The organism is Parabacteroides sp. AT13 (assembly GCF_002272965.1).
GTDB classification, from domain to species: Bacteria; Bacteroidota; Bacteroidia; order Bacteroidales; family Tannerellaceae; genus Parabacteroides; species Parabacteroides distasonis.
On the sequence record NZ_NQMH01000002.1, the window covers coordinates 130450 to 145498 of the forward strand.

The window sequence follows — 15049 nt, forward strand, 5'->3', positions numbered from 1 at the left end:
AAAAACGGTATTATGAAACTCACGAGGCAAGATTATATATTGGCGGGAGGACAGGCTTTATTGTGGATCACTTTATGGCTGATTCCTCCTGCGATCGATTTTTTCATACGCTTTAATCCGAGCTCGGCTTTCGAGGTGTGGAAGATTAATACGGGGTTCATTACTCCGTTGGCTATTGTTTTCACCGCTAATTTCTATGTATTGGTTCCCTATTTGCTTTATCGGGATCGGAAGATGCTCTTTGGTTTGATGAATTTGCTATTGATCACGGGGGCTAACCTATGGATATTTTCTCCTAAGGCGGATTTCCCGGACGAATGGCGTTCGGGAATGTATATGGTCGCTTTCGGAGCGTTCTTCTTACATTTGCTAGTGATTGGATGTGCCGTGGGGTTCCGTTATATCGTACGCTGGGGCGATATGCAGATGCGTTTGAAAGAGGAGCGGCAGAAAAACGCCGAGGCGGAATTGGCTTGGCTGAAGAACCAGTTGAATCCGCATTTTCTCTTTAATACCTTGAATAATATATCCAGCTTGGTCCAGATAGACCAAGATACGGCGCAAGAACGTATCGGGCAATTGAGCGATTTGCTGCGGTATACGCTCTATGAGTCGAACCATGAGCTGGTACCGGTGGAAGGCGAGATCGAGTTCATGAGCAATTACATCGAGTTGATGAGATTGCGCTGCAATGAGTTGGCTACCGTGGAAGTTGATCTGTGGATCCCGCCTAAACCGATGAGGATCGTTCCGCTCTTGTTCATCTCTTTAATAGAGAACGCCTTCAAGCATGGCGTGAATAGCCGTAAGTCGTCGTTCGTACGTATTCGTTTCAAGGCGGAAGGAGATGACCTCGTCTTTACCTGCGAGAATAGCGACCACCCGAAACCGGACGTGAACCGTAGCGGATCGGGGATCGGGCTGGAGAATCTGAGGCGTAGGCTGGATCTGGCTTATCCCGGTCGTTACCGATATGATCAAGCGCTTCGGGAAAATAGTTACTTTGTTCAAATAACACTTCGAGACTGCTTATGAAAACACTGACTTGCATGATCGTAGACGATGAGCCCTTGGCGGTGAAGATGCTGGAGGACTTCGTAAGCCGTACGCCTTATCTGAGGCTGGCGGCTTCCTTCAATGATCCGGTACTGGCACTCTCCACGTTGCGTGAGTCTCCGGTGGACGTGCTTTTCTTGGATATCCAGATGCCGGATCTGGACGGGCTGAACCTCTCCCGGATGGTACCGCCCAGTACGAGGGTGATCTTCACGACCGCCTTTAAGGAGTATGCCTTTGATAGCTATGAGGTGAATGCCCTCGATTTCCTGCTGAAGCCCATCCGATACCATAAGTTTCTCGGAGCTGCGGAGAAGGCCCGCCAATGGTTTGAGATGAGTAGCGTGAAGGAGGAGAGAGGCAGCCTTTTCGTGCGGGTGGATAGCCAGTTGCGGCAGGTGGAAATCTCCCGGATATTATACGTGACGGGTTTGAAGGATTACGTGATGATCTATCTGGAAGGGGAGGCCCGTCCGCTTATCACCCACGTGACGATGAAGGCCATGGAAGAGATGCTGTCTACCGGTCGCTTTATGCGGGTACATCGTTCTTATATCGTGGCGTTGGATAAGATCCGTTCCGTTGATCGGAATAATTGCGTTTATATCGGAAAGGAGATCATCCACGTGACGGATGCCTACAAAGAGGCGTTCAACGCTTATCTGAAAGCTGCTCAACCTTCTTGAACTTGGATGCCCATTCAAAGCTCCTTACGATGGGCATTCTAACGACCTTACAATGCCCATTGTAGGAACCTTATAATGGGCATTCTAAACTTTATGTGTATATTCGTGCCTTAATTAAGAGAAAACGATATGAAGAATAGCATTCCTTTAGGGTTTATCCGGATCTTTATCCTGCTTATATGTCTGACCTCGTGCGGTAGCAAAAAACAACAAAAAGTAGCTTTGCCCGCCGATTTCAAGGGACCGAAGGAGTTGGCTCGCTTATATGGGGTACGTATCACACCGGAAGATAATATATTCTTGTACAACGAGGGGGCCCGTTGGTTGGGTGTACGTCATAAATTGGGAGGGAGCACGAAGCGGGGCGTGGATTGCTCCGGTTTCGTATCGATCGTTTATCGGGAGGTATACGGAAAACAGCTGGCTCGTTCCTCGGCGGATATGCTGAAGTATAATTGCAAGAAAGTGAGTCGTGCCAAATTGCAGGAAGGAGATCTGGTATTTTTTAAGACGGGTCGTGGCGGGAAACGTGGCGTTCCGAATCACGTGGGGATTTACTTGAAAAATGGGCGCTTCATCCATACCAGTACTTCCAGTGGCGTGATGGTAAGTAGCCTTAGCGAACCTTATTATACAAGAACTTGGTTAACGGGTGGTAGGGTAAAATAAAATTACTAAATTCGCGTCTTAGAAAAACTATTAAACATAAATAGAATATGTTGACAATCAAATTAATCACTGAAAACACGGATGCCGTAATCCGTGGACTGGAAAAGAAACATTTTAAGGGTGCGAAAGAAAGCATCGATAAAGTGTTGGAATTGAATGATAAAAGACGTATCGCACAAAATCAATTAGATAAGAACCTAGCGGAGGTAAACGCAACCTCGAAGTCGATCGGACAATTAATGAAAGAGGGCAAGAAGGAAGAGGCGGAGGCCGCTAAGAAACATGTTTCCGAGATCAAGGAGGTGAGCAAGGCTTTGCAGGTTGAGATGGATCAGGCTGCCGAGGAGCTGCAGAACTTACTTTATACGATCCCGAACGTACCTTATGATGAGGTACCCGAGGGTATCTCTGCGGAGGACAATGTGGTAGAGAAAATGGGAGGTATGGAAACGGAACTTCCGAAGAACGCTCTTCCGCACTGGGAATTGGCGAAGAAATATGATTTGATTGATTTCGATCTGGGTGTTAAGATCACGGGAGCAGGTTTCCCGGTCTATAAAGGACAGGGCGCTCGTTTGCAACGTGCGTTGATCAACTTCTTCTTGGATGAGGCCCGTGACGCCGGTTACTTGGAGATCATGCCGCCTACGGTGGTGAACTCGGCTTCCGGTTATGGTACGGGACAGCTTCCAGATAAGGAGGGACAGATGTATCATTGCGAGGTAGACGACCTCTATTTGATCCCGACAGCGGAGGTGCCCGTGACAAATATTTACCGGGATGTCATTCTGGATGAGAAGCAGTTACCGATCAAGAATTGCGCTTATACACAATGCTTCCGTCGTGAGGCCGGATCTTATGGCAAGGATGTACGTGGTTTGAATCGTTTGCACGAATTTTCTAAGGTGGAGTTGGTTCGGATCGATAAACCGGAGCACTCTAAGCAATCTCACCAAGAGATGTTGAATCATGTGGAGGGATTACTTCAGAAGTTGGAGTTGCCGTATCGCATCCTTCGTCTTTGTGGGGGTGATATGAGTTTCACGGCTGCCCTTTGCTTTGACTTCGAGGTGTATTCCGAGGCACAACAACGCTGGTTGGAAGTTAGCTCCGTGTCCAACTTCGATACGTATCAAGCCAACCGCTTGAAATGCCGCTATCGTGACGAGAATAAGAAAACGCAACTTTGCCATACCTTGAATGGTAGTGCCTTGGCTTTACCTCGCATCGTAGCCGCCTTATTGGAAAACAACCAAACCCCCGAGGGCATCCGCATCCCGAAAGCGTTGATCCCTTACACTGGGTTTGATATGATTAAATAAGCATCAAATCATTTGATGAACACATCGGTAAACGTATTAATGATTAATGCGCAGGGTATTATGCTTTCGGTGTTAGGACGGGATTATTTTCTGTCCTATAATCGTGTTCCATGGTTGAAAGAAGCACGTATTAGTAATGTGTTAAATGTTCGGATGGCTGGGCGTAATGCGATAGAATGGCCGGAGTTAGATGTTGATTTGGAGATCGAAAGTTTGAAACATCCAGAACGTTATCCTCTTATTATGAAACGTTCAACATTGGACTTCGTATAATCTCTTTTTTATAAAATATCCCAGCATTGTCCTTATTGTGGATATGCTGGGATATTTTTTTTGAATGAATTAGATGAATAAGTTTACGTTTGCGTCTTCCGCACGTTCCAGATAGGTGGCTACGCCTCCTAGGACAACGTTATCCATCAGTTCTTCTTTTTTGACGCCCATTACGTCCATGCTCATCGTGCAGGCGATCATCTCGATACCATTCTCTACGGCTTGTGCCATAAGGCTTTCCAAGCTGTCGATCCGTTTCTTCTTCATGATAAGGCGCATCATCCAACTGCCGGCTCCACCCATATTCATTTTAGATAGTTTCAGCTTTTCGCTATTTGCCGGAAGCATCCAGCCAAACATCTTGCCGAAGATATCTTTAGATACGGCAGGTTTTTCCCGTTTCTTAATCACGTTAAGTCCCCAGAAAGTAAAGAACATAGTCACCTTCTTTCCGGTGGAGGCAGCCCCGTTCGCTATGACGAATGAGGCCAACGCCTTATCGAGGTCATCGCTGAAAACGATCAATGTCTTGTTGTCGGCACTATTACCACCTGTCGCTATTTTGCATTCAGCTTTTTTTTTTCGTACCGTGGCGGCGATCGTGCCTCCCTTATTTTCCAGAGAGACTAACTCTGCCCCGGTTATCTTGCACCATGAAGAGACATCTTTTCCGAAAGCCTGATCTGTTGCGGTGATTTCCAATGACTCATTTTCCCGCAAGTTCTCATAGTTCTTTTTCAACTGCATGATCGGTCCCGGACACATTAATCCGCAAGCGTCTACCTTAATCGCCGTAGCTGCCGGAGTCGATTTGCAAGAGCTACTTTTACCAGATGCCTTATCAGAAACAGCTTCGGACGAACAAGGTGCGCAGGCCGGCTCATTCTTGATCTTTGCTGTCGCTACACTCCAAGTCTTGTAACCACCGGATAGGTTCCGGACATTCGTGAAGCCATTTTGAGTCAGGATGCGATAAGCCAAATAGCCCCTTAATCCAACGGCGCAAGTCACTACGATCGGTTTATCCTTGGGCAGTTCCGCCAAATGTTCTCTTAACTCATCAACCGGGATATTGATGAAGCCGGGGATTGTCCCTAAGCTGTACTCGTCACGGGTACGGACATCGATACGTACGGTATCTGGCGATAAGTTCTGGATTTCTCTCCACTGGATCGCTTTCGCTTTTCCCGTAAGCAGGTTCTCCGCTACGAAACCGGCCATATTTACAGGATCTTTAGCGGCTGAATAAGGAGGAGCATACGCATGTTCTAACTCAGTCAGGTCATAGACCGTACCTTTCCGCTGGATCACTTGCGCTAACATCTCGATCCGTTTGTCTACGCCTCCGAAACCTACGACTTGCGCCCCTAACAGTCGTCCGTCTTCCGGTGCGAACAATATCTTGATCGATAAAGGCACGGCTCCCGGGTAATATCCCGCATGCGAGGCTCCATGCGTATAGGAGGATTGATAAGCGATTCCTTCCCGTTTCAACAGCTTAGCGTTAGCTCCCGCCGTGGCGACCGTCAAGTCGAATACCTTGGCGATAGAGGTTCCCATCGTCCCGTCATAAGTTTCCTTATTGCCGGATACGATATTATCGGCTACGATACGTCCTTGCTTATTCGCCGGACCCGCCAATGGGATCAAGGCTGGTTTGCCTGTCACGAGGTGGCGTACTTCCACGGCATCTCCCAACGCATAAATATCCGGGTTCGAGGTCTGCATATATTCATTGACAGCGATACCGCCGAGTGCTCCGATCGTAAGTCCCGCTTCTTTGGCCAATCGGGTTTCCGGACGGACACCGATACTCAATAAAACCATATCCGCCGGGATCTGCTTCCCACTTTTCAAATGAACGGTCACGCCTCTGGAAGTCTCCTCGAAACGAGATACGCCATCTTCCAGCATCAAGCCTACCTGCTTGCCGATCAATTGCTGATGTACGATAGCGGCCATGGAATAGTCGAGGGGTGCCATCACTTGGTTAGCCATTTCCACGACAGTGACGTGGATACCCAGCTCATGCAAATTCTCCGCCATCTCCAAGCCGATGAAACCACCCCCTACAACAACGGCGGTACGGGGCTTTTCTGTGTTCACGTAATTCTTGATCGTGTCCGTATCCGGCACGTTACGTAACGTGAATATCTTTTTACTCTCGATTCCTTCGATGCGTGGACGCAAAGGCTCCGCACCGGGAGAGAGCACTAGTTTATCGTAAGTCTCCGTGTAGGTTTCTCCTGTGCCGAGTTTCTTTACCTCCACTTGCTTGGATTCGGGAAGGATTCGGGTCACTTCCTGCTCCGTACGTATATCGATGCGGAATCGATCCGTGAAGCCTTTCACGGTTTGTACGAATAATTTATTCCGGTCGTTGATCGTGTCTCCTATATAATAAGGTAATCCACAGTTTGCGTAAGAAACATATTTTCCACGTTCGAAAAGGATGATTTCCGCTTTCTCGTCCATTCTACGCAGCCGGGCTGCTACGGTAGCTCCACCGGCTACACCTCCAATAATCAAATACTTCATATCTATTTTTATTTAATTTGTATTATACATATTTGTTAGTAGACAATAATTAGTTAAAAAAAGGGATTCATCCCTTTTGTATGTATTCTTTGAGTTGATTGAACAGGCTGTCCATGTTTAGCTCGGCCTGCATCATCTGTTGTATTTTCTCTTTCCCTTTTGGGGTGAGCGAGAAAAACATTTGCCGCTTATCCTCTTTATTGATGTTCCTGCGGATAAACCCCTTGTTCTCGACAGAGGTGATCACCTTTGAGACCCGGGAGTTTGAAAGACCGATATAATCGCAAATCATTCCCGCCGACTTTGCCTCATTATCCTTTAAGCAACAAAGCAACATGGCCTCGTTGATGGTGATAGCATGTACTTCCGAGAAATTTTTCTCGAACTGGTACAGTATCTTATAGATATCCTTTATGGCGCAAATTGGTTCCATATTTCTTTATAACTTGTTTGATGATGCAAAGATATAACTATTTTCTAATAAAAATACTTTCTAGTGGAAAATAATTAAGACTATTGTATATTACCCTATAGTAGAGACAGGGCGTGCCCCGTCTCATCCCAGCTAAATGGTAACTTAAAGATACTATTCAGACGGTGATGAGACGGGGCACGCCCCGTCTCTACTACTAGGTATTTCTTTTAATCTCTGTTGGAGAAATATTTCATGAATTGTGAACGCTCATACATCGCCGGGTTCGGGATATTGGCGTAATTCAATTTGCCTTGGAATTGGGAAAGGGATTGGTAATGTGCCTGATGCATCCACTCTTCCACGCAAGTCAATACTTGGGAGATGATTTCCGCTCCATGTGTATAGACAGCGCTACACATCTGTACGGCGGAAGCGCCGGCCAATAGACATTTAACGACATCTTCCCAATCATGCACACCGGTAGAGGAAGCGATACTGATTCCCGGGATCTTTCCGGATACGATAGCCGTCCAGCGAATCGTGTCACTCAAATCGGAATGATTGCTAAATACATTACCCGAAACGATCTGCATATTATTGATGTCGATATCCGGCTGGTAGAAACGGTTGAATAGCACGACACCATCAGCACCGTTTACTTTCAACAAATTAACCAGTGAAGGAATATTGCTGTAATTCTTTCCGATCTTCATGATAACCGGAATCGATACGGTCTCTTTTACCTTGCGGATGATACTGACATACGTATCCCGGATACTCTCGAAATCTTCGGTCAGCTCGGTTTCCATGAAGAACACGTTCAATTCCAAAGCGTCCGCTCCCGCTAACTCAATTTGGCGGGCAAAGTCGATCCAAGCGTCCGCCTTATAGCAATTGATGCTGGCGATAATGGGGATCGTACATAATTCCTTGCTCTTCTTGATCAGTTCCAGATAATCATTTACTTGATTCGCTTTTACATAACCACGGATATAATCCGCCGCTTCGGGGTAATCGGAGTCTTGCATCAAAGCCTCGCTCTGCATCTCGATCTGCTCTTCGAAAAGAGATTTCAATACGATAGCTCCAGCGCCTGCTTTCTCAAAATCCCTGTTACGTTCCGCCTTATTGGTGAGTCCGGAGCTCCCGACGATAATCGGATTGCGAAGTGTTAACCCTGCGTATTGGGTTTTAATGTCAATCATGTTGCCTATATTTAGATTTAATAATTACTTTAATATTCCCGTTCGCCAAAGATACTGGTACCCACCCGTATCAAGGTGCTTCCTTCTTGGATAGCGATCGGGTAATCATGGCTCATCCCCATGGATATCTCCTTGAAATCGACATTATCTTTACAGAGCGTCTCTTTCAGTTCGATAAATAAATCATGGATCTTGCGGAATTCTTCCCGTATCAACCCCGTATCATCGGTATTGGTAGCCATACCCATCAATCCGCAAATACGAATATGCTGGAATTCGGCCAAGGACTCGTCACGCAACAACTCCTTGCATTCCTCAGGACTGAGTCCGTGCTTGGATTCCTCTTGCGCCACATGGATCTCCAATAATACCCGGATCGTGCGGTTGTGTTTTTTCGCTTGTTTATTCACCTCAGCCAAAAGCTTCAAGGAGTCTATGCTATGGATCAAATGAATAAAAGGAGCGATATCTTTTACCTTATTGCTTTGTAACGGGCCGATAAAATGCCATTCGATATCCTCAGGTAGTACTTTTTGCTTGGCGCTCAGTTCCTGTGCCCTGCTTTCGCCAAACACCCGCTGTCCGGCGTTGTAAGCCTCCCATAGAGCCTCCACCGGGTGAAACTTAGAGACGGCAACCAACGTCACCCCTTGCGGGAGCGACGTTTTCAGTTGTACTATGTTTTGAGCGATACTCATGTTTTTATCCTCTTTGTTCAGCTTGTTGTTTTTGCTCCGCTATCAGTTCCTCGCCACTTTTCTTCTCGCCGGGAATACTGTTTGCGTCGAATGGGAATACATCCATCAACTGGGTTTCCGTTACCGAGGCGATGGTATAATCCGCCAATGTACCCTTCATTCCATCTTCCAATACGGCGATGGCCTCTTTCAGCGTAGTGGCTTGGGCAAGCATTTGTGCGGCGGTTTTCTTTTCCGCTCCGCTCTTCTCGTCCAACGTGATAAAATAAACCTTGATCTTATAGAACCGATCACCATTCTCGTTGAAGAATAATTCGGATAAACGAGCTCGTTTGATGTCTGTTACCGTAAATTCACCCGTGATGAAGGGGCGGATCTCCTCGATGATGCGAGCTTCCGCTTCCGTAAAAGACAGGGCGTCTACCAAGTAAGGCTCGGTTACTTTTTTCTGCATGCCATTTTCCAGCATTTTCTCGTAAGAGACCTTACATTCAAACCAATTGTGCATATGCTTTACTTTTTAATTTAGTCTGTACTCTGTTTAAAACAACGTACAAATATAGTGGCTATTCGTCAATAAAACAACTTGCCGCAAAAGATATAATTTGTCAGGATGTCTAATTTCGCGTGTTTGTTTTCAGTTGGAATTTAAAATAGAGAGATATGGATGAGAAAGATTTGGTGGAAGGGATGCGAGAGTATATAAGTCTGTTACAAAAGGAAGGACGGTATTCCTCGGCGAAAAGTTATCAGGATGCGATGAACTCTTTTATACGGTATAGCGGGACGGATCGTATCCCATATACATATATAAATAAGGATACTCTTCGCCGGTACGAGGCTTATTTGTTGGAGAAAGGCTGCATGCGTAATACGGTCTCCACGTATATCCGCCGTTTGCGTTGTATCTATAACAAGGCGGTGGAGAATGGCGAGGCGGCGTTTATCCCCTCTTTATTCAAGGGGGTTTTTACGGGTGTGGAAAGCCAGCGCAAGAAATCCTTGCCTCTGGGTGATTTGAATCGCCTGATGACTGTCCCGGTAAAAGGAGAGAAGTTGAGGAAGACACAGCTGACGCTTTGCTTGATGTTTCAATATGGGGGGATGTCGTTCGTTGATTTCGCCCATTTGAATAGGGGTAATATCAAGAACGGCATATTGGATTACAATCGCCAGAAGACCGGGACCTCTATGCGGTTGGAGGTCTTGGATACGGCGGAGGCTATGTATAAGGAGCTGGCAGGTGAGAGGGGTGGAGGCTCCGGTTATTTATTTCCCTTTTTAAGTGGGACGAAGAACGGCCATGAGGAATATCTCGAGTACAATGCGGCCTTGTCCCGGTTTAACCGGAACTTGAAGACGTTGAAGGAGGTTGCCGGAATAGCCTCGGATGTGACTTCCTACACGATCCGTCATTCTTTTGCCATGGCATTGAAGGAGCAAAATGTCCCCATTGAGATGATCAGCGAGTTATTGGGGCATAAATCCATCAAGACAACCCAGATTTATCTAAGAAGTTTCTCGTTGGAGAAAATGACGGTGGTAAATAAGTCTTGCTTTGAGAATGTATATAATTATATGCCAGAGGTGGGTTGAGGCTACTTGGGGAGTAGCGTTCATTTCACGGTGCAAATGTAGCAAAAAATAGCAAATAACAAGCAATCATTAGTTTTAGTTTGTGCTCCGGCCTTGATTCTCCTTAAATCTTCGTTCTTATTCCTAGTGTATAGACATGGCAATAGAGACGAAATGATCTCGTATTTCCTACATCATCACGTCCCTTCTAAAAAATCGAACATACATTCCTGTAGAGACGTGGCGTACCCCGTCTCATCCCCTCCAAATGGTAACTTAAAGATACTATCAGACAGTGGGAGACGGGGCACGCCCCGTCTCTACAACCGGGTGATAACCGTTCTCGCACCTTTTAGGCTACTCCCCAAGTAGCCTAAGATTTCAAGAGATGGTAATTTTCAGTAATGCCATATTTAAAAATATAAAGCGCTGTTTATCAAGATGATGTAAAAGATTCTTGGTAGGGCTCTGAATTGCCGTGGGGTCTGTTTTCGGGCCACGAAATAACCACTAGAAAAGATAATCATAGAGATGGATATATTGACAGGCAAGTGCTCGGATAGGTTCATGGCGCATGTTCTGAAGCGACGTGACCAAGAGGCCGTCCGCTGGTACGTGCTCACGCTCCCTACCGCTGGTGGCGGGCGTGACAGGATCAGCCCCTCGAAGGGGCTGGACGCTGAGCTTTCCCGCCGTGAGCGTCGTGGGGAGGCCTTGTTCGAGTATTTCTCCCCCTCGTATGTCGAGGCGAGGAAGGTGGGCGGCAAGATGGTCAACACGAGGCAACCCCTGTTGTACAACTACGTGTTCGTCCACGCCTCGGAGGACGAGATCTTCCGCCTGAAGCGTACGCTTCCCCTGTATAATTTCCTCCCCCGGGTTTCCTCCGGTGGGCGGTCTTATTTCCCCTACCTCTCGGATCGTGAGATGGATACCTTGCGTTGGGTCGCGGCTTCTTACTCCAACGAGCTTCCCGTATACGTGCCAGATAGCGGCCGCTTGTTGAAAGGCGACCGTGTGCGTATCACCTCCGGCCCTTTTACCGACATGGAGGCGGAGGTGGTGGTGCAGCCGGGCGGTGGGCATAAGGACGTGATGGTGCGTATCCTCGACTGTCTGTGGGTCCCCTTGTTCGAGGTGAGAGCTGGGGAGTACGAGCTGATCGAGCTGAACACGGGGGGCAAGCACGTGTATACCCATTTGGACAACGACCGTCTGTCGGAGGGCTTGCACGATGCCTTGGGCCGTTACCATGCCTCCGGCGTGGTAGTGGATGAGGATGCCTGTCTGGCCCGTGAGGTCCTGCGTGGCTACGCCTCTCTCCGTGCTGAGACCGATGTGATCCGTTGCAAGCTTTACTCTTTGCTCCTTCCTGCCTATCTGCTTTTGGGCGAGTCGGATGAGTTCGATCGTTTGCGCTCCACGATGCGCAGCATGCTCCCGGTGATAAAAGCGGGGCAATCCCGTGCCTTGTTGCTGGTCACGCTGTACGGCTGTACGGACAGCAGCCTCTACCAGTGCATGGCGCACGAGCTGGTTGACCCTTGGATGGAGGAGGCCTCGCCCAAGAAGAGTAAGACCGTGTTGATACGTCGTTTACGTGATTACGACCGGTGGCTGAAACATAATGAATAGTGAATAAGGAATAATGAATTAAATAATTCAAGATTCAAGATTCAGAAATCAAGATTCAAAAAGAAATGTCTTCTCTTCCTTCGGGTATCCGGTTAATGAACTTGTTGCGTGAGCATTTGACAGAGATCATGGATCGTGAGCGTGTGAACCGAAACTCAATACACCTGTATTGCACGGGTCCCTACTGGGTAGCGTTCGAGCGTTCCGCCTACCAACTGCATCGTGCGTTCTCGGATAGCGAGACCACGCCGCTGCGCCTGTTCGCCTACCCGTTCCCGATCGTGATGGTGTCTGTAACGGATCGCTCGCTCCGTTCATATACTCGCAAGCATATCTTGAGAAGAGACGGGTCGGATTACAAGCTATTGACCGTCCCCGGGTTTCCCTTGGCGGACTACCGTGAATGGCACGCCGGCGAGGTGGAGGGATTGCCTTTATTGAGTGAGAGCGTATGAGTTTTTTTAAGGTCAGGAGGTGTAAAAGATCCTGATGTCAGAAAGAAAAGTGGATTATGGTAAGTATGGAAAAAGAGAAAACTACGCCATTGGGGAAAAGTGAGAGAGAGGAACCGGAGCGATTCATCCCGGATGGGATGGGTATGTTCCAACGTAATGTAAAACGTATAGGGGATTGTGCGCTGGCGTTTTTGGCCTTGATCGTCTTCTCCCCGCTGTTTTTACTTTGTTATATCGCCGTAAAACGGGAGGATGGAGGCCCGGCGATCTTTAGGCAAGAGCGTATCGGTCGTTTCGGTCGCCCGTTCAACATCTATAAGTTCCGCAGTATGCGTCTGGACGCGGAGAAGTTCGGTCCGGCCCTTTACAAGGGTGGGGCAGATCCCCGGATAACCCGTGTCGGAAAATTCCTCCGGGTACATCACTTGGACGAGCTGCCCCAGTTATGGAATGTCTTCGTGGGCGACATGTCCTTTATCGGTCCCCGTCCCGAGCGTAAGTTCTACATCGACCAGATCATGGAGCGTGATCCTCGTTATCGTTACCTCTACCAGATCCGTCCGGGCGTGACCTCTTACGCCACGCTCTACAATGGGTATACGGACACGGTCGATAAGATGCTCCGCCGCTTGCGTTACGACCTGTTCTATCTGGAACATCGCTCTTGGCTGTTCGATTTCAAGATATTGGTGAAGACCTTCTTGAATATAGCGTTCGGTAAGAAATTCTAATGCTAGATCTCCCCGTATTCCTCCCTTGCGTCAAAGCAGGGGCAAGCCTTACGGATATAGGGGCTAAGTTGGTAATGTCCTAGGATGCGTGCCTCCGGGTAATCCCTTCGTAATTGCCGTAGCAGATCCATCAAGGTACAGCGCTGGGCGTAGGTCCGGGTATCGGCCGGACGGCCTTGTTCGTCGAGTCCTCCCTCGTAACATATACCGATACTTTTGTCGTTCCATCCGGCTGCGTGCGCCCCGATCTGGTTGACCGGTCGGCAACGATGTAGCTCCCCGTCCCGTGTGATATAGAAATGATAGCCGATATCGGCGAATCCCCGTGCCTTGTGCGATGAACGGAGCGCCTCCACAGGAAAATCCCTGTCATATCGTGTAGCCGAGCAATGAATTACAAGGAGGCGAACCTCCCTGTAATTCTGGTAGAAACAATAAGCCTTACCCATGATAATTGAAGATTGATAATTGAAAATTGAAAATTAGAGAATACAGGATTGGATGCCAAGTGCTCCCGCGATGGCGGTAGCTACGGCGATGATCACTTTGATAATGGTACTCCATACGGACTTTTTCATGAATTATGAATTTTAAATTATGAGTTATGAATTAGGAATCCCGGCTGATATAAGAGGAAAGCTTCGCTTTCCTTCGGACGGCCTCAGCGGACGGGCGTCAAGCGAAGAGACCGTAGCGAGCGTGAGGAGCATCCCTGTCTGAGCGTAGCGAGTTGGGATGCGACAGCGAGCGTAGGTCTCGAAGTAGCCCGTCAGCGTCAGCCTTGACCTTTTGGTTACTTTTGGGTCAAGCCAAAAGTGACACGTTAGATCTCATCAGGCGACTCCGAATCCCCACCCCCAGCAGCCGGCTTCTTCGAGATATCCACGGTAGTCTCCCCAGCCTTCTCCGCACGGAGCACCGCTTGCTGAGCCTTGCGAGTAGCCACAGGTTGGAACTCCAGCCCGGCGAAGACATTCTTCAAGTCCTCGCCCGGTATATACTGGATACTAACCCCGGTGATGTTTGTAGATGTGAATTTCTCAAGACTCTCCGCACCCTCGTTGAGGATATGGAGCCGGAATTTACCCAGTTCGCCGAAATCCACCTGTTTCCCCTCTTGGAGGGCATCGAGCAGGTTCTCGACAGTGGAGATCAATACCGCCACCACATCCGCCCGGCTGACGGTGGTTTGCATGGATACCCGGCGGCTCAGCTGCTTGAGCGATAGCTCACCATTGATCTGTGCCGTGGCGTACGCTTTCGCCGGCTCGTCTTTCTTGATAGGGTTGGTCCGAAGGGACACGCTGTAATTTAAAGCCATAGATTTGATAATTAAAAATTGATAATTGAAAATTGAAAATGAAATCGATTTGTTTTCGATAACGAATGTACGACATTCGGTTTCCTCTGAAATGAATACCGCTGACAGTGGATGAATAAGGGAGATAAAAGAGGAGATATGCTGAAAAATAAACATCCGTATAGTTGTTCGTGTCGTATGTTTTAAGTATCTTTATACCAATAAGATAAATCTTAAAAATGCGAACGATATGCGAACAGGATATACACAAATCGACGAGTGGCCCGTGCGGCCCTATTCCAAGCGGGAGCTGGCCATGGCCTACGCCCCCGAGATCAGCCCCGTCTCGGCCCTGAACCGGCTGGCGGAATGGATGCGGTATAACGATCGTCTGACCCGGGAGCTTGGTGATACGGGCTACCGCTCGAGGCAACGGGTCTTCACCTCCCTGCAAGTGGAGCTGATCTTCCGTTACTTGGGTCGTCCTTGAG

General features: G+C 48.1%; 19 protein-coding genes. 11 read left to right on the forward strand and 8 right to left on the reverse strand.

The features are described 5' to 3' along the window. The first annotated feature begins 12 nt into the window (after positions 1-12). The 5 genes from CI959_RS14830 (at position 13) to CI959_RS14850 (ending at position 4006) form a co-directional block, all read left to right on the forward strand. Positions 13-1035 carry a sensor histidine kinase gene (locus CI959_RS14830; protein ID WP_057317735.1) on the forward strand — a complete coding sequence of 341 codons (1023 nt, stop codon included), beginning with the start codon at positions 13-15 and terminating at the stop codon, positions 1033-1035. Then, positions 1032-1742, forward strand: coding sequence for a LytTR family DNA-binding domain-containing protein (locus tag CI959_RS14835; protein WP_036644367.1), 711 nt, complete (start codon positions 1032-1034; stop codon positions 1740-1742). Before CI959_RS14830 ends, CI959_RS14835 begins: the two co-directional genes overlap by 4 nt. Before the next feature lie 129 nt (positions 1743-1871). Further along, positions 1872-2411, forward strand: a complete 540-nt coding sequence (locus CI959_RS14840; RefSeq protein ID WP_005865414.1) for an NlpC/P60 family protein — start codon at positions 1872-1874, stop codon at positions 2409-2411. 47 nt (positions 2412-2458) lie between these two features. Next, a complete protein-coding gene (gene serS, locus CI959_RS14845) occupies positions 2459-3733 on the forward strand; it encodes a serine--tRNA ligase (protein WP_008780959.1) in 1275 nt (424 codons plus the stop codon). Positions 3734-3748: 15 nt separating this feature from the next. After that, positions 3749-4006 carry a DUF2442 domain-containing protein gene (locus CI959_RS14850; protein WP_005855712.1) on the forward strand — a complete coding sequence of 86 codons (258 nt, stop codon included), beginning with the start codon at positions 3749-3751 and terminating at the stop codon, positions 4004-4006. 69 nt (positions 4007-4075) lie between these two features. On the opposite strand, the gene CI959_RS14855 is transcribed toward CI959_RS14850, so the two are convergent. From CI959_RS14855 to CI959_RS14875, 5 genes are all read right to left on the reverse strand, one after another. Further along, positions 4076-6544: an FAD-dependent oxidoreductase gene (locus CI959_RS14855; protein WP_057317736.1), complete on the reverse strand. Its 2469-nt coding sequence runs from the start codon at positions 6542-6544 to the stop codon at positions 4076-4078. Positions 6545-6611: 67 nt separating this feature from the next. Continuing rightward, complete coding sequence (locus CI959_RS14860; protein ID WP_005855716.1) at positions 6612-6977, reverse strand: MarR family winged helix-turn-helix transcriptional regulator; 366 nt, start codon at positions 6975-6977, stop codon at positions 6612-6614. 209 nt (positions 6978-7186) lie between these two features. Then, complete coding sequence (locus tag CI959_RS14865) at positions 7187-8164, reverse strand: dihydroorotate dehydrogenase-like protein (RefSeq protein ID WP_005855718.1); 978 nt, start codon at positions 8162-8164, stop codon at positions 7187-7189. Positions 8165-8193: 29 nt separating this feature from the next. After that, positions 8194-8862 carry a YggS family pyridoxal phosphate-dependent enzyme gene (locus CI959_RS14870; protein WP_009017753.1) on the reverse strand — a complete coding sequence of 223 codons (669 nt, stop codon included), beginning with the start codon at positions 8860-8862 and terminating at the stop codon, positions 8194-8196. A gap of 4 nt (positions 8863-8866) precedes the next feature. Beyond that, a complete protein-coding gene (locus tag CI959_RS14875; RefSeq protein WP_005855722.1) occupies positions 8867-9370 on the reverse strand; it encodes a DUF4494 domain-containing protein in 504 nt (167 codons plus the stop codon). Between the two features lie 155 nt (positions 9371-9525). Here CI959_RS14875 and CI959_RS14880 point away from each other — a divergent pair, with 155 nt between their 5' ends. The 4 genes from CI959_RS14880 (at position 9526) to CI959_RS14900 (ending at position 13258) form a co-directional block, all read left to right on the forward strand. Further along, the gene (locus tag CI959_RS14880; RefSeq protein WP_009276318.1) at positions 9526-10458 is read left to right on the forward strand and encodes a site-specific integrase; all 933 of its coding nucleotides are present in this window, start codon (positions 9526-9528) and stop codon (positions 10456-10458) included. Between the two features lie 510 nt (positions 10459-10968). Beyond that, positions 10969-12072 (forward strand): transcription termination/antitermination protein NusG, encoded by a 1104-nt coding sequence (locus tag CI959_RS14890; RefSeq protein WP_036630274.1) that lies wholly within the window; start codon positions 10969-10971, stop codon positions 12070-12072. Between the two features lie 65 nt (positions 12073-12137). Then, positions 12138-12527 (forward strand): hypothetical protein, encoded by a 390-nt coding sequence (locus CI959_RS14895; RefSeq protein WP_009017757.1) that lies wholly within the window; start codon positions 12138-12140, stop codon positions 12525-12527. 65 nt (positions 12528-12592) lie between these two features. Beyond that, complete coding sequence (locus tag CI959_RS14900; RefSeq protein ID WP_049762385.1) at positions 12593-13258, forward strand: sugar transferase; 666 nt, start codon at positions 12593-12595, stop codon at positions 13256-13258. Positions 13259-13260: 2 nt separating this feature from the next. Here the strand turns inward: CI959_RS14900 and CI959_RS14905 are convergent, their stop codons facing one another. Next, complete coding sequence (locus tag CI959_RS14905; RefSeq protein WP_008778242.1) at positions 13261-13707, reverse strand: N-acetylmuramoyl-L-alanine amidase; 447 nt, start codon at positions 13705-13707, stop codon at positions 13261-13263. Positions 13708-13740: 33 nt separating this feature from the next. Further along, positions 13741-13836 (reverse strand): smalltalk protein, encoded by a 96-nt coding sequence (locus tag CI959_RS21545; RefSeq protein ID WP_005855736.1) that lies wholly within the window; start codon positions 13834-13836, stop codon positions 13741-13743. A gap of 19 nt (positions 13837-13855) precedes the next feature. Between CI959_RS21545 and CI959_RS21855 the strand changes: the two genes are divergently transcribed. Beyond that, positions 13856-13978, forward strand: a complete 123-nt coding sequence (locus CI959_RS21855) for a hypothetical protein (protein WP_255223120.1) — start codon at positions 13856-13858, stop codon at positions 13976-13978. 103 nt (positions 13979-14081) lie between these two features. Here the strand turns inward: CI959_RS21855 and CI959_RS14910 are convergent, their stop codons facing one another. Further along, a complete protein-coding gene (locus tag CI959_RS14910; protein WP_005855743.1) occupies positions 14082-14579 on the reverse strand; it encodes an HU family DNA-binding protein in 498 nt (165 codons plus the stop codon). Positions 14580-14808: 229 nt separating this feature from the next. Between CI959_RS14910 and CI959_RS14915 the strand changes: the two genes are divergently transcribed. Continuing rightward, positions 14809-15048: a DUF4248 domain-containing protein gene (locus CI959_RS14915; protein ID WP_009017759.1), complete on the forward strand. Its 240-nt coding sequence runs from the start codon at positions 14809-14811 to the stop codon at positions 15046-15048. Position 15049: the final 1 nt, after the last annotated feature.